Below are 24,968 nucleotides of genomic sequence, written 5' to 3'. Positions count from 1 at the left end.
GCAATGGCTGCCATTGCCGAACTGCCGCTGACCGGGCTCATCGTTGTCGATATGAGCCAGTTCCTGTCCGGGCCCTACTGCTCGCTCAGACTGCTCGACCTCGGCGCCCGCGTCATCAAGATCGAACGGCCGGATGGCGGCGACCTGTCGCGCCGGCTCTATCTCAGCGACACCGAGATCGGCGGCGATTCCACCATTTTCCATGCGATCAACCGCGCCAAGGAAAGCCTTGCAATCGACTTGAAGGACGAGGCCGATCTTGCGGCACTGCGCGGCCTGCTGGCCAAGGCCGACGTGCTGATCCAGAATTTCAGGCCCGGCGTCATCGAACGACTGGGCTTCGATTACGAGGCGGTGCGCAAGATCAATCCGCGCCTGGTCTACGCCTCGATCAGTGGCTATGGCGAGGAAGGCCCTTGGGTCAAGCGACCCGGGCAGGACCTGCTGGCGCAAGCCCGTTCCGGCGTGATGTGGCTCAACGGCGACGAGGACCAGGGACCGGTCCCTTTCGGCCTGGCGATCGCCGACATGCTGGCGGGCTCTGCCGCCGCGCAAGGCATCCTTGCCGCGCTGGTGCGGCGCGGTGTGACCGGCACGGGCAGCCATGTCGAGACCAGCCTGCTCGAAGCGCTGGTCGACTTCCAGTTCGAGGTGCTGACCACCCATCTCAATGACGGGCGCCGCCTGCCGCGGCGATCGGCCTTCCGCAGTGCCCACGCCTATCTGTCGGCGCCCTACGGCGTCTATCCAGCCAAGGACGGCTATCTGGCGATCGCCATGACGCCGATCTCGAAGCTCGCCGACCTTCTGGAGCTCGAAGAGCTTGCGCCCTATCGCGATCAGCCGTCGACATGGTTCACCGCACGCGACGAGATCAAGGCAATCATCGCGCAAAAAATCGCGACCAGGACGGTCGATGAGTGGCTCGGTATCCTCGAGCCCGCCGACATCTGGTGCGCCAAGGTTTTGACCTGGCCGGAAATGATGGCCAGCGAAGGCTTCCAGGTCCTCGACATGTTGCAGACGGTGACGCGCGAGGATGACGTTTCGATCCTCACCACGCGCTCGCCGCTCAGGGTCGACGGCATCCGCGCCAAGGTCGAGCGGGCCGCGCCACGCATCGGCGAGCACAGCGCAAAAATCCGCGAGGAATTCGGGCTGTGAGCGACGTCACGCTCAAAGGCATGACCTGGAGCCATCCGCGCGGCTATGACCCAATGGTCGCCTGTTCGGCGCTGTGGAAGGAACGGACCGGCGCCACTATCGAATGGGACAAGCGCTCGCTGCAGGATTTCGAATCCTTCCCGGTCGAGGAACTGGCCCGTACCTATGATCTGATCGTCATCGATCATCCGCATGTCGGCCAGATCACCGCCGAGAATTGCTTGGCGCCGCTCGATGTCGCCGGCCGGGAAGCCGAACGTGCAGCACTTGCGGCGGGCAGTGTCGGCCGGTCCTTTCCGAGCTACAACTGGCAAGGCCGGCAGTGGGCGTTTCCGATCGACGCGGCCAGCCAGGTGCAGGCATGGCGGCCCGACATGCTTTCGGCTGCGCCGGCGAGCTGGGCCGATGCGCTCGATCTGGCGCGGCAAGGCCGCGTGTTGTTGCCGCTGAGGCCGCCGCATTCGCTGATGGTGTTCTACACGCTTGCCGGCAATCTCGGCCGGCCCGCCGGTGAAGGCCCTGGCGACCATGTGGATCCGGCAACGGGCAAGCAAGTCTTCGAGATGATGCGCGAGATCGCGGCCCTCGTCGACCCGGCCTGTCTTGACATGGATCCGATCGCGGTTCTGGAGCAAATGGCCGGATCCGTCTCGCGGATCGCCTGCGCACCGCTGATCTATGGCTATGTCTCCTATGCCATCGCCGGGTTTCGAGCGAACCGCCTCGCTTTCGCGGATATCCCGGCCGCGGGCAATGCCGGCCCCAAAGGCTCGGCGCTCGGCGGGACCGGCATTGCCGTGTCGGCGTTTTCGAAGGCCAGGCAGGCAGCAATCGACTTCGCTTACTGGATCACCAGCGGCGAGGTGCAGCGCGGCCCCTATGCGTCGGCCGGCGGCCAGCCCGGCCACGCCGCGGCCTGGGAGGATGCCGCCGTCAATGCAGCCACCGGCAATTTCTACAAGGACACGCGGGCCACGCTCGAAGGTGCCTGGGTCAGGCCGCGGCACGACGGCTACATGGCGTTCCAGCAGGCGGCGTCCGATCGCATCAATCTCGGCCTGAGCGAAGGGCACAATGCCGCTCGCGTCGTTGCCGATCTCAATCGCCTGTTTCGGGAAAATCTTTCGACGCAGGTGTCCGGCGTTGCCGGCGGAGGAGCCTGAAACAACCGAACGGAGGAGAACATGAACAGCCTGATCCGCGGCCTTATGGCCGCAACCGCACTTGCATCGGTCACGACCATAGCCTGCGCTCAAGACGTTTCGGGCGTGATTGCTGGATTGCCGACCGAACTGAAGGCACAATATGACGGCGCGCCTCAGAAGGTGCTGCCGTCGGCCTGGGATAATTTCACGCCGCCGCCAAAGCCGTGGAAATGGTGTCACTCCGAGTCCTACCAGGGCAATCCGTGGCGCGTCACCGTCACCAAGGAGTTGAAGCGGCTGGTCGACGGGCTGATCGCCGACGGCACCGTGGCGAGCTTCGAAGTGTCGGATTCCAACAACGACGCCAGTCAGCAGATCAACCAGATCCGCGCCTTCATCGACAAGAAATGCTCGATCATCACCTCGATCCCCGGCTCGGCGACGGCGCTGGACGATGCCATCGATGCCGCAGCCAAAGCCGGCATCCCCTTCATCACGGCAGCCGGGTCGGTGACCAGCCCGAATGCCATCAACGTCGATTCCAACTATGCGCGCTGGGGCTACGACATGATGACGGCGATCGGCAAAGCAATGCCGGACGGCGGCAGCGTGCTTCTGGTCGAAGGCATTGCCGGTCACCCGATCGTCGTGCAGGAGCGCCAGGGCGCCGACAAGGCACTGGCCGAGAACACGAAGCTCAAGGTCTCGCGCAGCGTCAACGGCAACTGGACTGCGAACGTCACCAAGACGGCGGTTCTGCAGGCGATCGCCACCAATCCGGCGCCGATCGATGCGGTGTGGACGACGGGCAGCGAAAGCCGTGTCGTTGCCGAGGCCTTTGCCGAGGCCGGCCGCCCCGCCCCACTGATCACCGGCTCGATCACCGGCGATGCGCTCGGTTACTGGAAGGCCAATCCCGACAAATACCGCTTCGAAGGCCATGCGGTGCTGCCGCACTGGACGGCCGAGACGCTGTTTCGTGTCGGCGTGCGCATGCTGGATGGACAGAAGCCCAAGCTCAACACGCTGCTGATCCCGATTCCGCCGGTGCACAATGCCGACCTCGGCGCCTGGTACAAGGACTGCATGACGCCAGACGCCGTCTCGATCTTCCCGGTCCCGCCGAAGGACCCGATGCCGGAGGAATGGCTCGATGCCTACTTCGCCAATCCGGCACCGACCAAGGGCTGGGATTATTCGAAGGTGCCGGACGCCTGCGCCAAGTAGGATATGAAAGCCGGCTCCGCACCAGCGGTGCCGGCTTTCTCCATCAGGATTGCTCATGCTGGAAGTCCAGGCCATCTCGAAACGCTACGGTGAGACGATTGCGCTGGCCGATGCCTCAATCGCATTCCGCGCCGGCACGATCCACACCATCCTGGGCGAGAATGGTTCGGGCAAGAGCACGCTGGTCAAGCTGCTGTCGGGAATCGTCCAGCCGGACAACGGCGCGATCCTGCTCGACGGAGTGCCCTTTGCCGGCCTCTCGCCGGCGGCGTTCCAGGCCGCCGGGTTCGCCACCGTGTTCCAGGAAGTGCTGATCGCGCCTGACCGTTCGGTCACCGACAACATCCTGCTCGGCCTCGACGGCCTGCTGACGCGCACCGTGCCGCGCGCCGAGCGGCGGCGATGCGCGCAAGCGGTGCTGAAGCGCTTCGCTGTGACCGAGATCCCGCTCGACCAGTTGACCGGGCAATTGCCGCTTGCGGTTCAGCAATTGGTGGTGCTCGCCCGCGCCGTGGTCCGTAGCCCGCGCATTCTCATCCTCGACGAGGTTACGGCGGCGCTCGACTTTGCCGACCGCGAGGCGGTCTTTGCCATGATGCGCAAGCTTGCCTCGGAAGGCTGCCTGATCCTGTTCATCACCCATCGCATGGACGAGGTGATGGCGCTTTCGGACCGGATTTCCGTGCTGCGCGGCGGCAGCGTGGTGACGACTGAGGAACGCGGCACGTCCACCGCATCCGAGCTTCTCAAGGCGATGGCGCCACGCACGGCGGCGGTGCTGGCGCATGGCTGATCGCGCCAGCCTTTCGGTGCGCGGCCTGGTGATCGCGCCGGGCGCAAGCCCCATGACGCAAACCATTGCGCCGGGCGAGATCGTCGGCCTTGCAGGTCTCGACGGCCATGGACAGGAGCGGTTCCTGAAAGTGCTAGCCGGTCTGGAACGCTCGGCTGGCGGCGAGGTGACCGTCGAGGCGCCAACCGGAGCGCGCGCGATCACCAATTTCCGCAAGGCGGTCGCCGGCGGCATCGCCTATTTGCCGCGCGACCGGCGCACCACCGGCATTTTTCCGACCCAATCGGTGCTCGACAATTTTGCCGTCTCGACGCTGTCGCGCGATATGCGTTTTGGCCTGCTCAGCTTCGCCGCGCGGCGGCAGCGCTATGAGAGCTATCGGGACAGACTGTCGATCATCGCGCCACGGCCGGACGCCCCGATCACCACGCTTTCCGGTGGCAACCAGCAGAAAATCCTGCTGGCCCGTGCACTGGCGCTGGAACCGGCGATCCTGCTGCTCAATGATCCCACGCGTGGTGTCGACGTGGCGACGCGCCATGTCCTTTATGACGTGTTCCGCAGCCTTGCGGCGGACGGGATGGCGCTTGTCATCCTGTCGAGCGAGATCGAGGAGATCCTGCTGCTTTGCCATCGTGTGCTGGTGTTCCGCGAACAGCAGGTGGCGGCTGAAATCACCGGAGACGCGATGAAAAGCGATGCGGTGATCGCCGCCATGTTCGGACGCGCCGCATGAGCGGGTTGCGGCGCATGGCGGCGCGATGGCGCGGCGCTGGCTTTGCGGCAGTGCTGTTGGTGATCCTGATCGCGGTCAATCTGCTGCTCAATCCGGCGCGCTTCCATCCTGCCGCCTGGGGCGCGCTGATCGGGCTCGCCGCGCCGCTGATCGGCGCAGCGCTCGCCTCGGCTCCAGTAATCCTCGCCGGGCGCGGCGGCATCGACATTTCCGTCGGGCCATTGATGGGCTTCGTCAATGCGATGGTGATCCAGGTGCTGTTTCTCAGGCTTGGCATGTCTTCGCCGCTGGTCATCGTGCCGGCGGCGCTTTTGATCGGCGCGATCGTCGGCGCCGCCAACGGCTTTCTGGCGACCATCGTCCGCATCCAGCCGATCGTTGCGACGCTCGGCACCTATCTGATCCTCACCGGCATGACGCTGACCATCCTGCCGGCGCCGATCGGGCCGGCGCCGGGCTGGCTGAAGGCGATGGCTGGACCCTGGTCGGCACTGCCGCTGGCGCTGATCTTCCTGTTCTGGTGGCTGGTGCGGCAGACGCCTTATTACGACCAGCTGATGGCGGTGGGCAGCGACGACCGCGCCGCTTACACGGCCGGCGTTCCAGTCACCAAAGTGCGTTTCATCGCCTATGTCATGACCGGCATACTTGCCGCCTGTGCCGGCCTGATGCTGACCGCCTTGATCGGTTCGGCCGACCCCAATATCGGGCCAACCTACACGCTGATAGCGATTGCCGCGGTGGCGCTCGGCGGCGTCAGTCTTGCCGGCGGACGCGGCGGGCTCGCCGGGGCCGCGATCGGCGCTATCGACATCTTCCTGCTGCAGAGCGTGCTGACCGCCTTCAACGTCTCCACCTATGTGCTGCAGATCGCCTATGGCGCGATCCTGGTTGTGGCCGTGATCATGACGGCGCTGCAGGAGCGGCTATCAGGGCGGAAAGGCTGAGAAGCATGCGCCAGAGCTGGTTCCAATCCACCAATGCCCGCGTCGCCGGTGCCTTTGCCGTCGCTGGCGCCTTGCATCTCCTTGGCACCTTGCTCATCCCCGGCTACTCCCAGCCCTTCGCCATTCGGGCACTGTTGGTGATCGCCTCGCTGCTGGCGGTGGCATCGATCGGCCAGACCCTCGTCGTCATTCTCGGCGGCATCGATCTGTCGATCCCCTTCATCATCGGCTTTGCCAATGTCGTTGCCGCACAGCTCTACGGCGGCGGCTGGAATTTTGCTCTTGTCTGCGCGGTCGTCGTCGCGCTCGCCATACTGATCGGGGCACTGAACGGCCTGATCTCGCGTGGGCTCGATATCCACCCGCTGATCGTCACGCTCGGCGTCGGCATGATCGTGCAAGGTGCCGTGCTGTTGTGGACCGGCGGCTTTCCATCGGGATCGGCGCCTGCAGCGGTTTCCGCCTTCGTTTCGATCGGCGGTTCGGTCGGACCGCTGCCGGTGCCGGGGCTGGTGCCATGCGTCGCGGTACTGACCTTGCTGGTGGCGCTGGTGCTGGCGCGCACGCCATACGGCCGCCGTCTCTATGCGCTGGGCAGCAATCCAGGTGCTGCGCCGCTGGCGCTGATCGATCCGGTCCGCATGTGGACGGTCACCTATGCCGCGAGCGCCTTCTTTGCCGCCGCTGCCGGCGTGCTGCTGCTCGGCTTCACCGGTTCGGCCTATGGCGATGTCGGCCAGCCCTATCTGTTCCAGACGATCGCGGCAGTGGTGGTCGGCGGCGCCGCCCTTGTCGGTGGCCGCGGCAGCTATTTCGGCACCGTTGCCGGTGTGCTGGTGCTGACGGAGATCAACACGCTGCTGATCGGGCTCGGCTTCCGGCCCTCGACGGTGCAGGCGGCACTTGGCCTGGTCATCGTGCTCCTGGTTTCGCTCTACGGTCGCGAGCGGCACGTGTCGGCGACGATCTGAGGCGCTTACAACCTCCACAGCCGCTTGGCGTTGCCTGACAGCAGTTTTTGCCGCTCATCGGCGCTGGTGCCGGCAAGCAGCGCGTGCGTTGCCGCAATCCAGGTCGCAAGGCCGCCGCCAAGCGTGCAGACCGGCCAGTCGCTGCCCCAGACGACGCGGTCCCAGCCGAAGCATGCGATGGTGTGCTCGACATAGGAACGCAGCGTATCGACAGTCCAGGATCCGGCATCCGCATAGGCGACAACACCGGAAATTTTGCCGACGACGTTCGGGCGCCGCGCGATCTCCGCCATATGCTCGCGCCACGGATGCTCGGAACCGCCCTTGATGTCGGGCACACCGCAATGGTCGAGCACGAACTGCACATCGGGCGCGAGGTCGGCGAGCGCAATCGCCTTGGGGATCTGGTGAGGTAGAACGACGAGGTCGAAGGTCAGGCCGCTGCCGGCTAGCCGCTTGATGTTTTCGCGGAACAGCGCGCCTTCCGAGAGCTCATCCGGCATGACGTGCAGCACGCGGCGAAAGCCTTTGACGAAAGGATCGGCGCGCTCGCGCTCGAGATAGGCGGCAAAGCCTGGCTCTTCCGGACGGCAGGAGGCAATCGCTCCGCGTAGCAAGCTGGCCTTGTGCCGCGCTAGCGCTTTGACACGGCTGGTTTCAGCCTCGATGTCGGCTGGATCGACATCGACCTCCATATGCAACGCGCCCTCGATGCCGGCGCGGCGGGCCTGGACTGCATATTCGTCGTAGGAGAAATCGCGGTTGAGCGCCGGCACGCCGGAGAGCCAGGGATAGCGCAGCGCGGACTGGTCGATCAGGTGCAGATGGGTGTCGAAGATCATGGCGGCGCTCCTCCTTGGCGAGTTCGGGATCATCTCACGGAGAAATTCTTCATTCAAATAAGAATTCATCTCGATTGCTTGACGGTCGAACCCGCCAGTTGCGACAGCTTTTCGGTCGCTGCCAGCAGCAGCTCTATCGTCCTGGTGATGTCGGGCGCCTTGGGTGCGTTGACCAGGGTTATGTAGGGGATCGACAGTGCGGCGATTGCCTTGCCGTCCGAGCCGAGAACGGGTGTCGACAGGTTGAACACACCGGCGGTCTGCATCGACGCCATCATCTCGTAGCCGCGTTCCCGGATCTGATCGAGGCGAGCGAAAAACTCTGGCGATTGCGGTGGCTTGTCGGTGCTGCGCAGATGTTCGGAAATCATCATCTGCCGCTCTCCCGGCGGGCGGAACGCCAGCAGCACATGGCCGGACCCGGTGTGGAACAGGCTGATATGCGAGCCGACGCGGATGGAGATGCCCCAGTAATCCGGCGCCTCCTGCTGTGCGATCACCACCGCGGAACCGCGGTCGAAGACGACCAGCTGATTTGCCTGCTGTGTGGTTTCGGCCAGTTCGCGCATCAGCGGCGTCGCATACGAAGCCAGCCGGCGCACCGGCGCGTGCAGCTGCGCCAGGCCAAACAGCTTGAGCGTCAGCGAGTAACGGTCGCCGTCCGGGCGCGTGACGTAGCCGCGACGCACCAGCCGATCCAGCATGCGGTAGAACTCGTTCGGGCTGCGGTCGAGTTTCTTGGCGATTTCCGCCTGCGTCAGGCCGCCGTCGACGCCGGCCAGCAGCTCGAGGATGTCGAGCCCCTTGTCCAACGCCGGGGCTCGATAGCGCTCGTCTTCCTCGTCCTCTGCCATTGGGCTTCTCCAGTGAATTTCACATTTCATATACGCATAATGGTTGCTTCCGGAAGAACTTTCGGCTTGACGATCCTATAAATATTTTGTTTGTATATGAATGAAGCTGCCGATCAGCCCTCGCTATGGATCGACGCAGACTCTTGGGAGGATACCAATGACGAAACTGTTTTGCGGCCTGTCGGCCGGCGTAACGCTGCTCGCACTGGGTGCGAGTGCTGCCCTTGCTGCCGACCTGCCCGGTAAATTCGACGGCGTCACCATCGACGCCAAGCTGATCGGCGGCCAGCAATATGAAGGGCTCTACGCGCGCATCGGCGAATGGGAAAAACTGACCGGCGCCAAGGTCAACGTGATCTCGAAGAAAAACCATTTCGAGCTCGACAAGGAAATCAAGTCGGATATCGCCTCCGGCAGCATCAACTGGTGCGTCGGCTCGAACCACTCGTCCTTCGCGCCGCAATATCCCGATATCTACACCGATCTGAACAAGCTGCTGCCGAAGGAGGAGATCGACGCCTTCGTGCCGTCGACGATCAAGGCCTCGACGCTCGACGGCAAGCTGGTAATGCTGCCGCGCGCGCAGTTCGACGTCTCGGCGCTCTACTACCAGAAGAGCCTCTACCAGGACGAAGCCAAGAAGGCCGCCTACAAGGCCAAGTACGGCAAGGAACTGACACCGCCCGACACCTGGGACGAGGTCGCCCAGCAGGCGGAATTCTTCGCCAGCCCGCCCGATTTCTACGGCACCCAGTTCGCCGGCAAGGAAGAGGCGATCAACGGCCGCTTTTACGAGATGCTCATCGCCGACGGCGGCGAATACCTCGACAAGGATGGCAAGCCGGCCTTCAACTCGGAAGCCGGCGTGCACGCGCTCGACTGGTTCGTCAATCTCTATAAGGCCAAGGCGGTGCCGGCCGGCACCACCAATTATCTATGGGACGATCTCGGCCAGGGCTTTGCCTCAGGCACCGTCGCCATCAACCTCGACTGGCCGGGCTGGGCAGGCTTCTTCAACGATCCAAAGTCGTCGAAGGTCGCCGGCAATGTCGGGGTGAAGGTGGCGCCGAAGGGATCGGCCGGCATTCGCACCGGCTGGTCGGGGCACCACGGATTTTCGGTCACCGAAAACTGCGCCAGCAAGGAAGCTGCGGCGTCGCTGGTCTGGTTCCTGACCAATGAGGACAGCCAGAAGCTCGAGGCGGCAAGCGGCCCACTGCCGACCCGCACGGCGGTGTGGGACTGGGACATCCAGCAGGCGGCCAGCGATCCTTACAAGAAGGAAGTGCTGGCGGCTTTCCAGGAAGAGGCAAAGCACGCTTTTGCCGTGCCGCAGACACCTGAATGGATCGAAATCTCCAACGCCGTCTATCCCGAATTGCAGGCCGCCATCCTTGGCGACAAGACCTCCAAGCAGGCGCTGGACGACGCTGCCGCCAAGGCCACCCAGATCCTCGAGGACGCCGGCAAGCTTTGACCATTCTCCCAAGGGGCGCCGCGCTTATCGAAGAGCGGCGCCCCGCATTTTTTTTCGAACCATGCGCAACACGCTTTGTCTTGATCCCAGCTCGCCAATGGCGGCCTTCGGTGTCCGGGCGCCAACCAGAACCGGATCGACATGAAAGGCTGGAGACCATCGCCACCATTGCTGCTCCTGCTGCCAGCGGTGATCGTGCTGGCGGCGGTGGTGGTGGTGCCGTTGCTGCTATCGCTCTACTCCAGCTTCACACCGTTCCGGCTGACCAGGCCGGAGACGTTCTGGGTCTTCATCGGCGCGCGCAACTACGTCGCCATCCTGACCAGCCGCGCTTTCTGGATCGCCTTCGCCCGCACCGTGGTGCTGCTGACGGTCGCGCTCAACCTGGAAATGCTGATCGGGCTCGGGCTGGCACTGCTGGTTGAGAAAGCGTCGCGCGGCCAGCGGGTTCTGCGCACCATCATGATGTTTCCGATGATGTTTTCGCCGATCCTCGTCGGCTTCCAGTTCAAATTCATGTTCAACGACAATATCGGCCTGGTGAACAACGCCCTGCAGGGGCTCGGCCTGACCGACCGCGCCATCCCGTGGCTAATCGACGGCAATCTCGCCTTCATCGCCATCCTGACCGCCGAGATCTGGTCGTCGACTTCGGTGTTCGCGATCCTGATCCTTGCCGGGCTGCTGGCGATGCCGCGCGAACCGGTCGAGGCGGCCCGCGTCGACGGCTGCACGCCGTGGCAGACATTCCGCTATGTCACCTGGCCGTTCATCATGCCGTTTGCCTTCATCGCCATGACCATCCGCTCGCTCGACGTCGCGCGCGCCTATGACATCGTCAAGATCATGACCGACGGCGGCCCTGCCGGCCGCACCGAACTGGTCTGGACGCTGGTCGCCCGCACCGCCTACGGCGACGCCAGGATGGGCATGGCCAACGCCATGGCCTATTTCTCGATCCTGCTGTCCATCCTGTTCACCGTCTATTTCTACCGCAAGCTCGCCGCGGCGCGCACGCAGATCGCGGCGGAGTGGTGAGGATGGACCAGAACAGCCTGCATCGCGTCGGCAACAAAGCGCTCGGCATCGTTCACGGCATCGGACTGTTCCTGGCCATGCTGGTCATCTGCCTGCCCGGCATCTGGATCGTGCTCTCGTCGCTGCGGCCGACCGTCGAGATCATGGCCAAGCCGCCGGTGTGGATCCCGCAGCAACTCTCGCTCGACGCCTACATCGCCATGTTCAGCGGCGTCGGCCAGGGCGGCATTCCGGTGCTCGACTACTTCCGCAATTCGCTGATCATCTCGGTGACCTCGACGGTGATCGCCATCGTCATCGGCATGGCCGGCGGCTATGCCTTTGCGCGCTATCGCTTCCGCGCCAAATCGGCGATGTTCCTCGGCCTGATGCTGACGCGCACGGTGCCCGGCATCGCACTGTCGCTGCCGCTGTTCTTCGTCTTTGCGCGGCTCGGCATCATCGATACGCATTTCGGGCTGATCCTGGTCTATGTCGCACTCAACGTGCCCTTCACCGTCTGGCTGATCGACGGCTTTTTCCGCCAGGTGCCGAAAGACCTCGCCGAGGCGGCGCAGATCGACGGCTGCACGCGCTGGCAGGCCTTCTGGCAGGTCGAGTTTCCGCTCGCCGGCCCCGGCATCGCCTCGGCCGGCATCTTTGCCTTCCTCACCTCCTGGAACGAGTTCGCGCTCGCCTCGCAGCTGACACGCTCGATCAACTCCAAGACCCTGCCGGTCGGCCTGCTCGACTATACGGCCGAATTCACCATCGACTGGCGCGGCATGTGCGCGCTGGCCGTGGTCATGATCATACCGGCGCTCACGCTTACCTTCATCGTCCAGAAACATCTCGTCGGCGGCCTCACTTCCGGCGCGGTGAAAGGCTGACATGGCAACTGTATCGCTCAAGAAACTCACCAAGAGCTATGGTCCGGTGGCGGTGGTGCACGGCATCGACCTCGAGGTCGCCGACCGCGAATTCATCGCGCTTGTCGGGCCGTCCGGCTGCGGCAAGTCGACGACCCTGCGCATGATCGCCGGCCTCGAGGCGATCAGCGACGGGGTCATCGAGATCGGCGGCCGCATGGTCAACGACCTGCCGCCGCGCTCGCGCAACATCTCGATGGTGTTCCAGTCCTACGCGCTCTATCCGCATATGACGGTGCGCGAAAACCTCGGCTTCTCGCTGAAGATCGCCGGCGCCGCGAAAGAGGAAATGGACCGCCGCGTCGCAGAGGCATCGGGCATTCTCGGCCTCGACCAATTGCTCGACCGCCGGCCGTCGCAGCTGTCGGGCGGACAGCGCCAGCGCGTCGCTATGGGCCGCGCCATTGTGCGCGATCCAGACGTCTTCCTGTTCGACGAGCCGCTTTCCAATCTCGACGCCAAGCTTCGGACGCAGATGCGCACCGAGATCAAGAAACTGCATGCCAAGGTCCGGTCGACGGTGATCTACGTCACCCACGACCAGGTCGAAGCGATGACATTGGCCGACCGCATCGTCATCATGCGTGACGGTTTCATCGAGCAGGTCGGCACACCCGACGAGGTCTTCCGCCGGCCGCAGACACGCTTCGTGGCGGGCTTCATCGGCTCGCCGCCGATGAATTTGCATGAGGCGGTTGTCGACGACGGACAGCTGCTGTTCGCCAGCGGCGAGAGATTGCCTCTGCCCAGCCAGTTCAAGGCAAATGTCGGAACCGGAGACAAAGTCGTGTTCGGCCTCAGGCCCGACGACATCTATCCGACGGGGCACGGCATCAGCTCCGGCGAAGAGGTCGACGTCCACCAGGTGGAATTGCCGGTGACCGTCACCGAGCCGCTCGGCAACGAGACGCTGGTGTTCGCCGAATTCAACGGCAGCGACTGGGTATCGCGCATGCTCAATCCAAAGCCGCTGAAAGCCGGCGACCGGGTCAAGATGAGCCTGGACCTGTCGCAGGCCCATCTGTTTTCTGCAGAAACAGGCAAGACATTGCGAGGTTAAAATCATGGCAAAGATCGAGAAAGTCGAACTGCGGATGGTCGACCTGGTGCCGAAGGTCAAGCGCACCGATGCCATCCAGAGTTTTGTCAGCCAGGAAACACCGATCGTCACCATCACCGATGCCGACGGCGCGGTCGGCACCGGCTACAGTTACACGATCGGCACCGGCGGCTCCTCGGTGATGCGGCTGCTGGCCGACCACCTTGCGCCGCGGCTGATTGGCCGCGACGCCGACATGATCGAGGCGATCTGGCACGAGCTGGAGTTCGCCACCCATGCCACGACGATCGGCGCGATCACGGCAATCGCGCTCGCGGCCATCGACACTGCCCTTTGGGACCTGCGGGCCAAGAAACAGAGGCTGCCGCTGTGGAAGCTGGCCGGCGGCGCCAAGGACCGCTGCCCGCTCTACACGACCGAAGGCGGCTGGCTGCATATCGAAACCGAGACGCTGGTCGAGGACGCGCTGACCGCCAAGGCCAAGGGTTTTCGCGGCTCGAAGGTCAAGATCGGCAAGCCGCACGGCTCCGAGGATCTTGCCCGCCTGACGGCGGTGCGCCGGGCGGTTGGAGACTCCTACGAGATCATGACCGACTGCAACCAGGGCTTTTCGGTCGACGAGGCAATCCGCCGGGCCGAACGCTTGCGTGAACTCGACCTCGCCTGGATCGAGGAACCGCTGCCAGCCGACGACATTGACGGCCATGTGCGGCTGTCGAATGCCACATCGACGCCGATCGCCATCGGCGAGTCGCTCTATTCGATCCGGCATTTCCGCGAATATATGCAAAAGGGCGCGTGTTCGATCGTGCAGGTCGATGTCGGTCGCATCGGCGGCATCACGCCGTGGCTGAAGGTGGCGCATGCAGCCGAGGCGTTCGACATACCGGTCTGCCCGCATTTTCTGATGGAACTGCATGTCAGCCTGACATGCGCCGTTCAGAACGGCAGATATGTCGAGTATATTCCCCAGCTCGACGAGCTGACCGGCAAGAAAATGCGTATCGAGGACGGGCACGCATTGGCGCCGGACGAGCCCGGCATCGGCATCGACTGGGACTGGGATGCGATCAAGGCGAAGAGCATCGCGGAATTCACCACGACGATAGTGAAATAGGAGTCGGACATGCAGCGAATGGGAATGGTGCTCGGCCTCAAGCCGGAGAAAGTCGCCGAGTATGTGCGGCTTCACGCCGCCGTCTGGCCGGACGTCCTCAAGATGATTTCCGCCTGCAACATCAAGAATTATTCGATCTATCTGAGGGAGCCGGAGCACCTTTTGTTCAGCACCTTCGAGTACCACGGCACCGACTATGCCGCCGACATGGCCAAGATGGCCGCCGACCCCACGACGCAGGAATGGTGGGCGCTGTGCATGCCATGCCAGGAGCCGCTGCCGACCCGCAAGGAGGGTGAGTGGTGGGCGTCGATGGACGAAGTCTTCCATTATGACTGATGACATTTTCGATCCTTCCTCGCTCTCCCAGGCCTGGGCACAGCCGTCAAAGCCCAGGCCGATCGTGATTTTCGGCGCCGGCTCGATCGTCGGCGATGCGCATTTCCCGGCCTATGGGAAAGCCGGTTTCCCGGTTGCCGGGCTTTTCGACCCCGACCTGGCCAAGGCGGAAAAACTGGCGCAGAAATGGGGCGTCACCGCTTACCGGTCGCTCGAGGAAGCTGCGTCAATCAAGGACGTCGTCTTCGATCTGGCGACGCCGCCGGCCTATCATGCCGGCGTGCTCAGGGCGCTGCCCGATGGTGCGGTGGCGCTGATCCAGAAGCCGATGGGAAGTGACCTCAGCCAGGCGACCGAGATCCTTGAAATCTGCCGTTCCAAAAACCTCAAGGCGGCGGTGAATTTCCAGCTGCGCTTTGCGCCGATGATGCTGGCGCTCAAGGATGCTATCGCCAAGGGCTGGCTCGGCGACGTGGTCGATTTCGACGCATGGCTGGCGCTGGCAACACCCTGGCAGCTCTGGGAATTCCTGTTGCAGGCGCCGCGCGTCGAGATCGCCATGCATTCGATCCATTATCTCGACCTAATCCGGCAATTGCTCGGCGACCCCAAGGGGGTTCACGCCAAGACACTGGGCCATCCCGGCCATAAGGTTGCGCAAACGCGCACCAGCGCGATCCTCGACTATGGCGACACCGTCCGCTGTGCGCTGTCGATCAACCACGATCACAAATTCGGTCGAAAACACCAGGCCTGCGAATTCCGCATCTGCGGCACCGAAGGCGCCGCTTACCTCAAATTAGGCGTCAACCTCGACTATCCGCGCGGCGAGCCGGACATTCTCGAAATCTACCCCAAAGGCGGCACGGACTGGATTGCGGTTCCACTCGTCGGCGCATGGTTTCCGGACGCCTTTGCCGGCCGCATGGCCAATGTCCAGCGCTACGTGTCGGGCGAGGACGCCGAGCTTGTCAGTTCCGTCGAGGACGGCTGGAACACCATGGCGCTGGTCGAAGCCGCCTACCAATCGAGCGCGGCGCCGGCAACACCGATAGCGGCGAGGCCCTGACATGGAGCAGACGATCTACTTTGAGGACTACCAGATCGGCTCGTCGCGCATGACCAGCGGGCGCACCATCACCGAGACCGACTTCGTCGTCCATGCCGGCCATACCGGCGATTTCTTTCCCCACCACATGGACGCCGAGTTCATGAAGGCGACGCCGTTCGGCCAGCGCATCGCCCACGGCACGCTGGTCTTTTCGGTCGGCGTCGGGCTGACGGCAAGCGTCGTCAACCCGGTTGCCTTCTCCTATGGCTACGACAGACTGCGCTTCATCAAGCCGGTGTTCATCGGCGATACGATCAGGACCCGCACCACCATATCGGCCAAGGAAGACGACCCGAAGCGGCCCGATTCAGGCCGGGTCGTCGAGCGCTGCGAGGTGATCAACCAGCATGGCGACGTGGTGCTGGTCGCCGACCACATCTACATCGTCGAGCGTCGCGACAAGCCGAGCAGAGCCTCGACCGATCGCGCTGAAACCTAAAGACAAAAAAACCGCCTTGCGGCGGCTCCTCGGTGCGAATCAGCACCATACGCAAATTAGTAGCTGCCGGCACAAAGCAAGAACAAAATGTGGCACTGTCGGCAAAAAATGCGAATTCACATCACCCACTCCCGTCTTTATCCGCTTGCCGAGGTCGCGCTCAAGGGCGCCTGCCCCCGAACGTTAAGGTGGAACTGTCGACAGGCAGCGGATGGTGCCGACATCGGGAATTGGTCATATCCGGTTGACCGGATATACCGGCTTGCCGCCGCGCAGGACCGCTGCGACATCGGCAAACACCTTGTTGCGAACCTCCGCGTAAGACTGGGTCGAGTAGTGCGCCGCGTGTGGACTGACCAGGACGGCGTCCAGCGCCAGCAGCGGATTGTCGGGCGAAGGCGGCTCCTGCTCGAATGTGTCGATGCCGGCGCCTGCCAAATGGCTGCGCCGGATCAAATCCGCCAACGCGACCTCGTCAACCAGGCCGCCACGGGACACGTTGATGAGCATCGCCCCTTCCTTCATGCGCGAGAGGGCTTGCGCCGACATGATGTTTCTGGTTTCCGGTGTCGCTGGAACATGCAACGAGACGATGTCGGCCCTGGCAAGCAGCTCATCGAAACCGACCGGTTCAGCACCGCCGGCCGTAATGCGCTCCGCCGGCATATGCGGGTCGTATGCGATGATATGAAAGCCGAAGACCCGCGCCCGCTCGGCAGTCAGCCGCCCGATCTGGCCGAAGCCGATCACGCCGAGGATCTGCCTGTCGGGCCGCGTGATGCCGGCGCCATCGGTCATTGCAGCCCAGCGGCCGGCACGCACCGCGCTGTCGAACTGCTTCAGCCTGCGCGTCAAGGCCAGGATCAGGGCCATAGCGTGGGTGCTGACTTCAACCAGATTGGCGTCCGGCACGTAGGTTACCTGAACACCGGCACGGCTGGCGGCCTCGACGTCGATCGAGTCGAGCCCTACGCCGAACCGTCCGATGACCTTGAGCCTCTTCAGTTCCGCCAAGACGCGACCCGTGATCGGCTCCCGCAATACCATCAATGCGTCGGCGTCGCGGCAGTGTTCGATCAGGGCATCTTCCGTGAGCAGCGTCTTTTCGACAAACTCGACGTTCAAGCCGTCGAGGTAGCGCAGCTGCTCCTCCTCGACTGACAGCACACCGTCGGTCTTGATGATCTTCATGCCAGACTCTTGCTATGAGGCGCTGCGCGCCGAGACGACGCCGGCGGCAAGGCCGGCGCCGAGAAACATCGTATCGCTAGCCAGCATGTAGAAGCTGATGCCGTGCCGCGACCATTTGCCGACATCATCCGCCGAAGGGCGAAAGATGCCGACGGCCTTGCGGGCCGCACGCGCCGCGGCCGCGATCCTGATAATCGCGGCATTGAGCTTGTCCTGGCCGGCCGGCCCCATGGCGTCGATCGAGACCGACAGGTCGCCTGGGCCAATGAAGACCACGTCGACGCCGTCGACCTGGACGATGTCGTCGATGTTGGCGAGGCCTTCGGCCGTCTCGACCTGGATGGCGACCGTCAGGACCTCGTTGGCCGATTTGAGGTAGTCCGGAATCCTGTAGCCATAACCGGCGGCGCGGCCCGGGCCGACACCGCGTGCGCCGACCGGCGGGTAACGGCAGGCCATGACCGCCATGCGCGCTTGCTCGGCCGTCGAGACGCGCGGCACCAGGACGCCCGACGCGCCGGCGTCGAGCGCAGCCGCCATCCACTCCGGCGTGTGGCCGGGAACGCGCACCATCGCAGGAACCTTGTGGACATCCGCGGCGCGGATCAGATCCTCGATCAGCTCGCGGCCAATCTGCGAATGCTCCCAGTCGATGCACAGGAAATCGACCCCGCTGGCAGCCGCCACTTCGACCGCCACCGGATGCGGGATGGCGCAGAAGGTGCCGATGAGGCGATCGAGAGAGACACATTTCTTGCGAAAGTCGTACATGAAATCTCCAGAAATTTTTCGGCGTCGGCAAACCTGTTTGCGCTATGTGGCCCTTGACGAAGGATGCACGGCTTCCGTCGACATCGGGAAATGCCGGCTGCCGCCTGAAAACGGCGGGAAGGTCTTGTAGTCGGCGCGCATCTCCAGCCGCGCCGGCGACTGCAGCGCGTGCGTCAATGCCGCGGGACTGTCGAACATGACGCGATTGCGCTGCATATGGTCGATCCGCGGCCAGGGCAGCGAACCGCACCAATCCAGTCGCGACAGAACCTCGATGTGGCGAATGCCGGGGAAGCCCCGCATCAATTGCGGATGATGCGTCACATAGTGGTGGAGCCAGACATTCATGTCTTCGGCCGGCCCGGGATAGTGGACAAGATAGCTGCAGGGCAGCCCGGATGTCTTGACGCCAGCGTCATCGACGGGAAACGGGCGCACGCACATTGCCTGTTGCGTCGGCCTCGAAGCGGCGATGCTCGACAGCATCTCCGGCGCGGCAAGCGCCTGCAGATGGCCGGACGGCGCCAGCGCCGCCTCCAGGTCCGCCAATTCGTCGAAATAGAGCTGGAAGCCAAAGACCGGCGGTGGACCATCGTCGTTGAACATGTCTGTCGCCACTTCGGGCAGATAGATGTTTGCAAGCGCAAGGCCCGGCGTTGACGCGATCACACGCCGCACAGCGTCAACGTCTTCACGGGCGATGGCCAAATTTGCCTCGCGGTCATCATGGAAGAAAGCAAGATAGGCAAAGCGCATGTGGACACCTGCTGGATCGAGTTCGACTAGATCAAATTCGGAAGAAAGAGGGCGATCTGCGGAAAGAGGACAATCAGCAGGATCAGCAGAAGCGTCAGCGCGATGTAAGGCGCCGCAGCCATGGCAACCGTTTTGAGCGACGTCCCTTTCGGCGCGACACCGATCATGATGAACAGCAGCAGACCAAAAGGCGGCGTGGTGAAGCCGACCTCGTAGGCGAGCAGCAGGATCAGCCCGAACCATACCGGCTCGTAGCCGAATTGCTGGGCGATCGGCAGGAAGATCGGCAGCGTGATCAGCATCATCGAGACCTGATCCATGAACATGCCGAGCAGCAGGATGACGAGCACCATCATGAGCAGCATGGGATACGGTCCAAGATCGTAGCCCACGATGAACTGGATAAAGCCGTTGGAGGCGCCGGAGAAGGCGAATATCTGCGAGAACGTCGTCGAAGCCGAGATGATCAGGAAGGTCATGCCCGTGACCTTCATCGCATCGTCCAGCGACTTCCAGACCACCGACCAGCTGAACCGTCGGTAGACAAACAACAAGGCGAAGACGGCGGCACAGCCGAGCCCTGCCGACTCGGTCGGGGTCGCTATTCCAAGGATGATCGTGCCGACCACCATGAACACGATGACGCTCATCGGAATGATGTTGACGGCGACCGCCCTCACCTTCTCGGCCGCGGGGACGGCGGGCACCGGATAGTGGGGAGCGGCGTCTGGGTCGATCTTCGTCTGTGCGAAGATCAGCGCCGCGTACATGACGACGAGGAGCAGCCCGGGCAGAGCCCCCGCTATGAGCAGCGCGCCGACGTCGATCTGGGCCAGCGAGCCGAGCAAGACAGCCAACGAGGATGGCGGGATGATGACGGCAAGGCTTCCGGCGGAGCACGGGGCCGTAGGCCATGTGCGGCTTGTAACCTCGCTTCAGCATCTCGGGCACCATCAGCGAGCCCATCATGCCGGTATTGGCGAGGCTGGAACCTGACAGCGCGGAAAAGATCGTGCCGGCGGCGAGAACGACATAAGCAAGGCGTCCGCGCAGATTGCCGATGCACAGGTCGAGCGCGTAGATGACTTTCTCGCCGAGGCCGGAGCGGAAGAACAGGCTGCCCATGACGAGAAACATCGGCAGCGGGGCAAGCGCATAGGTCGAGACAGCGTCGGAGAAGTTGGCGACCATCTGCGTCACGCCGATCGAACCGCCAAAGAAGAGAAACAGCCCGATCACATTGGTGACGAAGAACGCGAAAGCGACCGGCAGCCCAAGCCCCATCAACACCAGGATGGTGCCAACAAGCACGGCGAATGGAAACAGCCAGGCCACTGGTCAGAGCCCTTCCATTTCCAGCGGATCGAGCGTGTACAGCGTGTCACGGCCGAGCAAATATCTGAGCCATTCCAGCGCGGAGAGATAAAAGGCGAGCATGATGGGCAGAAAGATCAGCCATTTCGGCATATCGAAACTGCGCGTTTCATATTCGCCGCCCGCAACGGCATTTGTCAGGGAAGACAGAGCGACGCTGCCGAGGTAGAGGCTGACCGCAATGCAGGCGAGATAGACCAGCTTTTCAAGCACCGCTCGTGCCCGCACGGGCAGCGCCTTGCGCAGGAACTCGACGAAGACATGGCCCTTGCTGTGGACCAGCCAGGGCATCGGCAGAAATGCCGCGTAAAGCAGGCCGTATTCCGTCGCCGATACTGCCCAGGCAAGCGGCCTCAGGCCCAGATTGCGGACGCATACATCAGCAACCACCGCGACGATGATGAGGCCAAGCACCACTTTTGCGCCCGCCGCCAGCGCAAGGCTCAGCTTCCCAATCGCTGCAAACAATCTGTCCATTCCCGACGACCCTCATGTCCACCTTTGCCCCCTCGGCCCAGCTTTGATGGAGGGCGCACAAGGCACCCTCGGCTCGGGCTACTGGAAGAATTTCTTCAACTGATCGATGTTGGTGGGATCGCGTTTGGCCATTCTCGCCCAGCTCGCCTGCGTGGCAGCCGCCAGGAATTTGTCGCGGCCGGCGCCGGCCAAGCTGATCACCTTCTGCCCGCCGTCGATCATCGCCTGTGCCTGCTTTTCGGACTCGGCAAGGTTGGCGTCATAGCTCGCGCGCTCGTATTCGACGGCCGTGTCGGCAAGCAGCTTCTGCGCCTCGGGCGACAGCGTGTCCCATTTCGCCTTGTTGATCGAGATCAGCACGTCGGTTTTGAAGAATTGCGGATCGACACGGTATTTGGTGAATTTGTCCCAGCCGAAGGACGCATAGCCAAATACCGTGTAGGCGTTGGCATTGACGACGCCGCGCTCGAGCGAGGTATAAACGTCCCCCGGCGCTTGCACGATCACCGTTGCGCCCAGGGATTCGAGGAAATCGCGATAGAGCGGCGACGAGCGTATCTTCAGGCCGCCCCAGTCAATGCTGCCTTCGCTGTTGAGCTTGGGTTCGTCGATGGTGAAGACGTTGAAGCCCGAGCCCGCGTCGACATGCGCCAGCAGATGGGCATTGGCCTTCTTCTCGAAAATCCCGCTGATGAAGTCCCAGCCGCCATTCTCGCGAACCTCCCACGGCGTCTTCGTCGATGCGGAGAAAACCTCGCCTTCGGGCACGAGCTCGAGGAACTGCCCTGCCGGTGTGTCGATCACATCGATCAGGCCGCTCCTGAGCGCCGCGCCCTGCTGGATCGGCGGAATGACCTCCGGCCCGCCACGGACGTTGATCTGGACCACGCCCTTGCCCTTTTCGTTCACCTTCTGAACGAACTTCAGGAAGCTCTGGGCGTAGCCGTTCTGCGTCGGCGTAAAATGCACGGCGTTGAGGACGACCTCTTCGGCCGTGGCGATACCCGCTACACCCGACATGAGTGCCGCCAGAACAAGGGATTTCCAAATGCGCATTGCCGTACTCCCTCTGATAGATTCACTTCGCCGGGGCCCATCATCGGGCCGATCTGAAATTGCACGCTGCGCCGCCACACGAACGGCGGTTAGTTGACATCATCTCCTACTGTCAGGAACCGCCCATGCGCGTAGAAGACCGGCGATCGGTCAGCGCGATCCAGCGCAACGCCTGAGACGATGCCGATGACGATCATGTGCGACGCCCGCACAATGATTTCGGCCACCCGGCATTCGAACATCGCCCGCGCGCCGACAAGCAAGGGCGCGCCGGTTTCGCCGCGCACCCATGATCCGGCTGAGAAGCGCGCGGCGCCCTTGGCTTTGGTCATGCCGCCAAAGGCACGCACAACGTTCTCCTGGTCGCCGGCGGGAAGATTGACCGAAAAAGGCAAACCTTCGCGAATGGCCGAGGCAAAGGTGCTGCTGCGGTTGACGCACGCCAACAGCGATGGCGGCTCGGCACTGAATGAGCAGACGGCCGTCGCCGTGATGCCGCAAAAGCCGATCTCGTCATGCTCCGACGCTAGAATGGCGACCGAGCCTGCCACCGCCCGCATCGCCTGCTTGAAGGCGCGCGGATTGATGGCGTCGTGCCCATCCACCCATGCCGTCGAAATGGCGGCCGCCGGCATCAATTTACCCGAAGCCCGGCCTGGCGCATCAGCGGCAACACGCGGTCACAGAAGAAGGGCAATTCGTAGGTGTAGTTGACGAATGTGAGGGCGGCGCCGGAATAACCCTGTTCCATGATCTTGGTGAGATCGTCGACGATCTTTTCCGGCGTGCCGATCAGCGGGAACGTTCCAGCACCGCCGGCGAACCTTTGCCGATATTCGGTGAAGGCCTTCGCGTCATGCGAGTTCGCGAATTCCTTCTTCTTGCGCATATGCTCGTCGACCGCACCCTCGTCCGCGCATTCCAGCGCGTAGTGCCGGTAATAATCCTCGGCTTCCTGCTGGGTCTCCCGGCAGACGACGTGGCAGACCGTGTAGACGCCGACTTCGCGTCCCACTTCAGCCGCCCGGTTGGTGATGTCGACCACATGCGCGCGGCCATCCGCAATTTCGGAAAAAGTCGAAAACAGGTAGTCGCAGTGGCGCGCCGCATAGTTGCGCCCCGGCGCGCCGAAGGCGGCGTTCATGGTCACCGGGCGCGGCACCTGCAGGCTTGGCGGGCGGCTGACGACCCCCTTCAGATCATAGAACTCGCCGCCGAAGTCGAACGGCTCCCTGGATTGGTAGGCACGCTCAATGATGTTGATCCATTCCTCGGCCTGATCGTAGGTCCGGTCGCCGACCGTCTGCCCGAACATGGCGAACTCGTCCGGGTTCCAGCCGCAGACAATGTTCAAGCCGGCACGCCCGTTGGAGATGTGGTCGACCGTCGCCAGGGCTTTTGCGGCCTGCAGCGGATGAACCAGCGGCACATGCACCGTCATGAACAGACCGATGTTCTCCGTGGCGACGGCGAGACCCGCCGCCCAGGTGAAAGTCTCGAACGACCATTCCCGCACATGCGTCAAACCGCCGAAGCCCCGCCAACGGGCGATCGGCAGCAGAAACTCGAGGCCGGCGCGATCGGCGATACAGGCGGAATTGAGGTTGTCTTCCCAGCGAGCGCGCCAGCGCTCGGGGACGGTGGTCATTGCCAGGCCGCCATCGGCGTTCATGGAAAAGACGCCGAGCTTGAACCTGTTCGGCCCTTTCAGCGGGTGCTGCTTCCTGATCATGATTTCCCCCGCCGCGACATGCTCTCACCTTCACCGCTGGAATGTTGAAGCGGTGGGCTCAGCTTCATGAAACGCTCCTCGGCGTTCTGAATGAAGTGGGTCATGCAGTCGTAAGCGGCGACGGCGTCGCGCTTGACGAATGCCTCGTAGATGGCGCGCATGCCGGCCACGACGACGGCCTGTGTCGGCTGGTGCGACAGCGTCCTTAAGCGGACGACGAGCACGTGGTCGGCGAAGCGGGCAATCGTTTGTGAAAGGCGCTCGTTCTCGACGGCACCGAGCCAACAATTCCTGAATGCCGAATTGGCCTGGAAAAAGCGGTCGGCATCGCCGGCGGCGGCCGCAGCCTCCGCCTCCCGAAGCGCGGCTGCAAGCGTCTTGAGGCTGGCGGCGTCGAGTGTCCGCGCAGCGTGCGCGGCGGCCCGCGGCTCGAGCAAGCGGCGGACCTCGAAGATGTCGGCGACATCCGTTGCGGTAAGTGTGGGCAGCGTGAAGCCGCGTGTGGTGCCGACGAGATAGCCCTCATGCACCAACTGCATCAAGGCGTCGCGGACAGGCATTCTGGAAATACCGAGCTGGGCGGCAATGTCGACATCGACGAGCTTCTGGCCAGGCGCCAATTCGCCATGCTGTATCGTCAGCCGGATTTGTTGATAGACCTGGGCACGCAGATTGCCATCGCCAACCCGTTTGAATTCTATCGTTTCCGTCATCCACGCCTTCCCATGCGAAGATTTCGTATATGGTTTGAGGCTGGTGTTCTCGCAGTCATCCGTTGAATGCAGCCCCATATCGATAGAATTCGACCTGCAGGCCCTGTTCCAATGCGAAGTGGAGCACAGGCTGGATCGCCTGGCAAGATGTTTTAAGTTTATAATGTATACTGTTTAGAGCTCGCTGTCCGGAGGGTGCGGAGCGCGCCATGCGTGCTGCCGCGCCGGGCGACGGCGGGGACAGCTAACGATCCGCTCGCTTCGGTAAAAAACGTACAGACGTTTTTCCGTGACACATCCAAGCTGGCGGATTTAACTAAAATTACTTGCGATCTGCGCGCGCCGGCACGCCCACCCCCGATCCCCTCGCCGGTGCGCATTACTGGATCGCCCGCCGTATCGAAAGGTGCGGCGGGCTTTTCGTTGGCGAGGAGGCGCTTATGCGAGACTTGCCCAGGAATATCGACGCTGACCTCGTGATAGAGATCAGCAAGCTGCTCGACGACCGGGCGAAGTCGGTGCCGGTGCCAGTCCATAAACTTGCAGCGATGATCCGGCGGAGCGTCGAGACCCGTCTGACCGATCAATCCATCGAGGAGCTGATCGTGGAAATGGCCGCGACGCGGGGGCTTCCGATGCTGTTCGACTTGCCGGTGGTCCCGGTAGCAAAGGTCGACAACGTCGTGTCGATTGTCTCGGCGCGACGTCCCCGCTGACATTTCGCTCGAGC

At 63.1% G+C, this 24,968-nt stretch carries 27 protein-coding genes and 1 pseudogene; 16 read left to right on the top strand and 12 right to left on the bottom strand.

All coding sequences use genetic code 11. The features are described from left to right. Positions 1–3 precede the first annotated feature (3 nt). From NKI95_RS15540 to NKI95_RS15510, 7 genes are read left to right on the top strand one after another with little or no spacing between them, the layout of a single operon-like run. A complete protein-coding gene (locus tag NKI95_RS15540) occupies positions 4–1,164 on the top strand; it encodes a CaiB/BaiF CoA transferase family protein (protein WP_352717791.1) in 1,161 nt (386 codons plus the stop codon). Beyond that, positions 1,161–2,327 carry an extracellular solute-binding protein gene (locus NKI95_RS15535; RefSeq protein ID WP_352717789.1) on the top strand — a complete coding sequence of 389 codons (1,167 nt, stop codon included), beginning with the start codon at positions 1,161–1,163 and terminating at the stop codon, positions 2,325–2,327. The genes NKI95_RS15540 and NKI95_RS15535 overlap by 4 nt, the downstream gene beginning before the upstream one ends. A gap of 21 nt (positions 2,328–2,348) precedes the next feature. Then, positions 2,349–3,536, top strand: coding sequence for an ABC transporter substrate-binding protein (locus NKI95_RS15530; protein ID WP_352717788.1), 1,188 nt, complete (start codon positions 2,349–2,351; stop codon positions 3,534–3,536). Between the two features lie 55 nt (positions 3,537–3,591). After that, positions 3,592–4,329, top strand: a complete 738-nt coding sequence (locus NKI95_RS15525; RefSeq protein ID WP_352717787.1) for an ATP-binding cassette domain-containing protein — start codon at positions 3,592–3,594, stop codon at positions 4,327–4,329. After that, positions 4,322–5,065 (top strand): ATP-binding cassette domain-containing protein, encoded by a 744-nt coding sequence (locus NKI95_RS15520; protein WP_352717785.1) that lies wholly within the window; start codon positions 4,322–4,324, stop codon positions 5,063–5,065. The genes NKI95_RS15525 and NKI95_RS15520 overlap by 8 nt, the downstream gene beginning before the upstream one ends. After that, complete coding sequence (locus NKI95_RS15515; RefSeq protein WP_352717784.1) at positions 5,062–6,012, top strand: ABC transporter permease; 951 nt, start codon at positions 5,062–5,064, stop codon at positions 6,010–6,012. The genes NKI95_RS15520 and NKI95_RS15515 overlap by 4 nt, the downstream gene beginning before the upstream one ends. Positions 6,013–6,017: 5 nt before the next feature. Next, positions 6,018–6,983: an ABC transporter permease gene (locus NKI95_RS15510; protein WP_352717782.1), complete on the top strand. Its 966-nt coding sequence runs from the start codon at positions 6,018–6,020 to the stop codon at positions 6,981–6,983. Between the two features lie 5 nt (positions 6,984–6,988). Here the strand turns inward: NKI95_RS15510 and NKI95_RS15505 are convergent, their stop codons facing one another. Further along, positions 6,989–7,825, bottom strand: coding sequence for an amidohydrolase family protein (locus tag NKI95_RS15505; protein ID WP_352717781.1), 837 nt, complete (start codon positions 7,823–7,825; stop codon positions 6,989–6,991). A 65-nt stretch (positions 7,826–7,890) separates the two neighbouring features. Further along, positions 7,891–8,679, bottom strand: coding sequence for an IclR family transcriptional regulator (locus tag NKI95_RS15500; protein ID WP_352717780.1), 789 nt, complete (start codon positions 8,677–8,679; stop codon positions 7,891–7,893). A gap of 157 nt (positions 8,680–8,836) precedes the next feature. Here NKI95_RS15500 and NKI95_RS15495 point away from each other — a divergent pair, with 157 nt between their 5' ends. From NKI95_RS15495 to NKI95_RS15460, 8 genes are all read left to right on the top strand, one after another. Beyond that, positions 8,837–10,156 carry a type 2 periplasmic-binding domain-containing protein gene (locus NKI95_RS15495; protein ID WP_352476491.1) on the top strand — a complete coding sequence of 440 codons (1,320 nt, stop codon included), beginning with the start codon at positions 8,837–8,839 and terminating at the stop codon, positions 10,154–10,156. A 141-nt stretch (positions 10,157–10,297) separates the two neighbouring features. Further along, positions 10,298–11,194, top strand: coding sequence for a carbohydrate ABC transporter permease (locus tag NKI95_RS15490; protein WP_352717778.1), 897 nt, complete (start codon positions 10,298–10,300; stop codon positions 11,192–11,194). 2 nt (positions 11,195–11,196) lie between these two features. Next, positions 11,197–12,063: a carbohydrate ABC transporter permease gene (locus NKI95_RS15485; protein WP_352465970.1), complete on the top strand. Its 867-nt coding sequence runs from the start codon at positions 11,197–11,199 to the stop codon at positions 12,061–12,063. Position 12,064: 1 nt separating this feature from the next. Then, a complete protein-coding gene (locus NKI95_RS15480) occupies positions 12,065–13,162 on the top strand; it encodes an ABC transporter ATP-binding protein (protein WP_352717777.1) in 1,098 nt (365 codons plus the stop codon). Positions 13,163–13,166: 4 nt separating this feature from the next. Then, positions 13,167–14,279, top strand: a complete 1,113-nt coding sequence (locus NKI95_RS15475; protein ID WP_352717775.1) for a mandelate racemase/muconate lactonizing enzyme family protein — start codon at positions 13,167–13,169, stop codon at positions 14,277–14,279. Positions 14,280–14,288: 9 nt separating this feature from the next. Further along, positions 14,289–14,618 carry an L-rhamnose mutarotase gene (locus tag NKI95_RS15470; RefSeq protein WP_023676093.1) on the top strand — a complete coding sequence of 110 codons (330 nt, stop codon included), beginning with the start codon at positions 14,289–14,291 and terminating at the stop codon, positions 14,616–14,618. After that, entirely contained in the window at positions 14,611–15,687 is a 1,077-nt protein-coding gene (locus tag NKI95_RS15465; RefSeq protein ID WP_352717774.1) for a Gfo/Idh/MocA family protein, read from the top strand. The genes NKI95_RS15470 and NKI95_RS15465 overlap by 8 nt, the downstream gene beginning before the upstream one ends. Position 15,688: 1 nt before the next feature. Then, positions 15,689–16,168, top strand: coding sequence for a MaoC/PaaZ C-terminal domain-containing protein (locus NKI95_RS15460; protein ID WP_352717773.1), 480 nt, complete (start codon positions 15,689–15,691; stop codon positions 16,166–16,168). A 234-nt stretch (positions 16,169–16,402) separates the two neighbouring features. On the opposite strand, the gene NKI95_RS15455 is transcribed toward NKI95_RS15460, so the two are convergent. From NKI95_RS15455 to NKI95_RS15410, 10 genes and pseudogenes are all read right to left on the bottom strand, one after another. Next, a complete protein-coding gene (locus NKI95_RS15455; RefSeq protein WP_352717771.1) occupies positions 16,403–17,359 on the bottom strand; it encodes a C-terminal binding protein in 957 nt (318 codons plus the stop codon). 12 nt (positions 17,360–17,371) lie between these two features. Next, positions 17,372–18,130 (bottom strand): HpcH/HpaI aldolase family protein, encoded by a 759-nt coding sequence (locus NKI95_RS15450; RefSeq protein ID WP_352717769.1) that lies wholly within the window; start codon positions 18,128–18,130, stop codon positions 17,372–17,374. Between the two features lie 42 nt (positions 18,131–18,172). Continuing rightward, positions 18,173–18,886, bottom strand: a complete 714-nt coding sequence (locus NKI95_RS15445; RefSeq protein WP_352717996.1) for a hypothetical protein — start codon at positions 18,884–18,886, stop codon at positions 18,173–18,175. A gap of 26 nt (positions 18,887–18,912) precedes the next feature. Continuing rightward, complete coding sequence (locus NKI95_RS15440; protein WP_352717767.1) at positions 18,913–19,743, bottom strand: TRAP transporter large permease subunit; 831 nt, start codon at positions 19,741–19,743, stop codon at positions 18,913–18,915. Between the two features lie 106 nt (positions 19,744–19,849). Beyond that, positions 19,850–20,170: pseudogene (locus NKI95_RS15435) on the bottom strand (TRAP transporter large permease subunit); the annotation flags it as partial. A 54-nt stretch (positions 20,171–20,224) separates the two neighbouring features. After that, positions 20,225–20,737, bottom strand: coding sequence for a TRAP transporter small permease (locus NKI95_RS15430; RefSeq protein ID WP_352717765.1), 513 nt, complete (start codon positions 20,735–20,737; stop codon positions 20,225–20,227). Positions 20,738–20,815: 78 nt separating this feature from the next. Then, the gene (gene dctP / locus NKI95_RS15425; protein WP_352717763.1) at positions 20,816–21,793 is read right to left on the bottom strand and encodes a TRAP transporter substrate-binding protein DctP; all 978 of its coding nucleotides are present in this window, start codon (positions 21,791–21,793) and stop codon (positions 20,816–20,818) included. 89 nt (positions 21,794–21,882) lie between these two features. Beyond that, positions 21,883–22,428, bottom strand: coding sequence for a flavin reductase family protein (locus NKI95_RS15420; RefSeq protein ID WP_352717761.1), 546 nt, complete (start codon positions 22,426–22,428; stop codon positions 21,883–21,885). Continuing rightward, positions 22,428–23,522, bottom strand: coding sequence for an LLM class flavin-dependent oxidoreductase (locus tag NKI95_RS15415; protein WP_352717994.1), 1,095 nt, complete (start codon positions 23,520–23,522; stop codon positions 22,428–22,430). The genes NKI95_RS15420 and NKI95_RS15415 overlap by 1 nt, the downstream gene beginning before the upstream one ends. Then, positions 23,522–24,238, bottom strand: a complete 717-nt coding sequence (locus tag NKI95_RS15410; protein ID WP_352717759.1) for a GntR family transcriptional regulator — start codon at positions 24,236–24,238, stop codon at positions 23,522–23,524. The genes NKI95_RS15415 and NKI95_RS15410 overlap by 1 nt, the downstream gene beginning before the upstream one ends. A gap of 440 nt (positions 24,239–24,678) precedes the next feature. Here NKI95_RS15410 and NKI95_RS15405 point away from each other — a divergent pair, with 440 nt between their 5' ends. Further along, positions 24,679–24,954, top strand: a complete 276-nt coding sequence (locus tag NKI95_RS15405; RefSeq protein ID WP_352717757.1) for a hypothetical protein — start codon at positions 24,679–24,681, stop codon at positions 24,952–24,954. Positions 24,955–24,968 lie beyond the last annotated feature (14 nt).

Source organism: Mesorhizobium sp. M0306 (assembly GCF_040321655.1).
GTDB lineage: Bacteria > Pseudomonadota > Alphaproteobacteria > Rhizobiales > Rhizobiaceae > Mesorhizobium.
Note: the sequence above shows the minus strand (reverse complement) of the source record. Positions and strands in the feature narration are given on the sequence as shown.

Excerpts from the sequence above, each read along its gene's own strand:
- NKI95_RS15540 (WP_352717791.1), top strand. The coding sequence starts at position 4 with ATGGCTGCCATTGCCGAACTGCCGCTGACCGGGCTCATCGTTGTCGAT.
- NKI95_RS15530 (WP_352717788.1), top strand. The coding sequence starts at position 2,349 with ATGAACAGCCTGATCCGCGGCCTTATGGCCGCAACCGCACTTGCATCG.
- NKI95_RS15525 (WP_352717787.1), top strand. The coding sequence starts at position 3,592 with ATGCTGGAAGTCCAGGCCATCTCGAAACGCTACGGTGAGACGATTGCG.
- NKI95_RS15520 (WP_352717785.1), top strand. The coding sequence starts at position 4,322 with ATGGCTGATCGCGCCAGCCTTTCGGTGCGCGGCCTGGTGATCGCGCCG.
- NKI95_RS15515 (WP_352717784.1), top strand. The coding sequence starts at position 5,062 with ATGAGCGGGTTGCGGCGCATGGCGGCGCGATGGCGCGGCGCTGGCTTT.
- NKI95_RS15510 (WP_352717782.1), top strand. The coding sequence starts at position 6,018 with ATGCGCCAGAGCTGGTTCCAATCCACCAATGCCCGCGTCGCCGGTGCC.
- NKI95_RS15505 (WP_352717781.1), bottom strand. The coding sequence starts at position 7,825 with ATGATCTTCGACACCCATCTGCACCTGATCGACCAGTCCGCGCTGCGC.
- NKI95_RS15500 (WP_352717780.1), bottom strand. The coding sequence starts at position 8,679 with ATGGCAGAGGACGAGGAAGACGAGCGCTATCGAGCCCCGGCGTTGGAC.
- NKI95_RS15495 (WP_352476491.1), top strand. The coding sequence starts at position 8,837 with ATGACGAAACTGTTTTGCGGCCTGTCGGCCGGCGTAACGCTGCTCGCA.
- NKI95_RS15490 (WP_352717778.1), top strand. The coding sequence starts at position 10,298 with ATGAAAGGCTGGAGACCATCGCCACCATTGCTGCTCCTGCTGCCAGCG.
- NKI95_RS15485 (WP_352465970.1), top strand. The coding sequence starts at position 11,197 with ATGGACCAGAACAGCCTGCATCGCGTCGGCAACAAAGCGCTCGGCATC.
- NKI95_RS15480 (WP_352717777.1), top strand. The coding sequence starts at position 12,065 with ATGGCAACTGTATCGCTCAAGAAACTCACCAAGAGCTATGGTCCGGTG.
- NKI95_RS15475 (WP_352717775.1), top strand. The coding sequence starts at position 13,167 with ATGGCAAAGATCGAGAAAGTCGAACTGCGGATGGTCGACCTGGTGCCG.
- NKI95_RS15470 (WP_023676093.1), top strand. The coding sequence starts at position 14,289 with ATGCAGCGAATGGGAATGGTGCTCGGCCTCAAGCCGGAGAAAGTCGCC.
- NKI95_RS15465 (WP_352717774.1), top strand. The coding sequence starts at position 14,611 with ATGACTGATGACATTTTCGATCCTTCCTCGCTCTCCCAGGCCTGGGCA.
- NKI95_RS15460 (WP_352717773.1), top strand. The coding sequence starts at position 15,689 with ATGGAGCAGACGATCTACTTTGAGGACTACCAGATCGGCTCGTCGCGC.
- NKI95_RS15455 (WP_352717771.1), bottom strand. The coding sequence starts at position 17,359 with ATGAAGATCATCAAGACCGACGGTGTGCTGTCAGTCGAGGAGGAGCAG.
- NKI95_RS15450 (WP_352717769.1), bottom strand. The coding sequence starts at position 18,130 with ATGTACGACTTTCGCAAGAAATGTGTCTCTCTCGATCGCCTCATCGGC.
- NKI95_RS15445 (WP_352717996.1), bottom strand. The coding sequence starts at position 18,886 with ATGCGCTTTGCCTATCTTGCTTTCTTCCATGATGACCGCGAGGCAAAT.
- NKI95_RS15430 (WP_352717765.1), bottom strand. The coding sequence starts at position 20,737 with ATGGACAGATTGTTTGCAGCGATTGGGAAGCTGAGCCTTGCGCTGGCG.
- dctP (WP_352717763.1), bottom strand. The coding sequence starts at position 21,793 with ATGCGCATTTGGAAATCCCTTGTTCTGGCGGCACTCATGTCGGGTGTA.
- NKI95_RS15420 (WP_352717761.1), bottom strand. The coding sequence starts at position 22,428 with ATGCCGGCGGCCGCCATTTCGACGGCATGGGTGGATGGGCACGACGCC.
- NKI95_RS15410 (WP_352717759.1), bottom strand. The coding sequence starts at position 24,238 with ATGACGGAAACGATAGAATTCAAACGGGTTGGCGATGGCAATCTGCGT.
- NKI95_RS15405 (WP_352717757.1), top strand. The coding sequence starts at position 24,679 with ATGCGAGACTTGCCCAGGAATATCGACGCTGACCTCGTGATAGAGATC.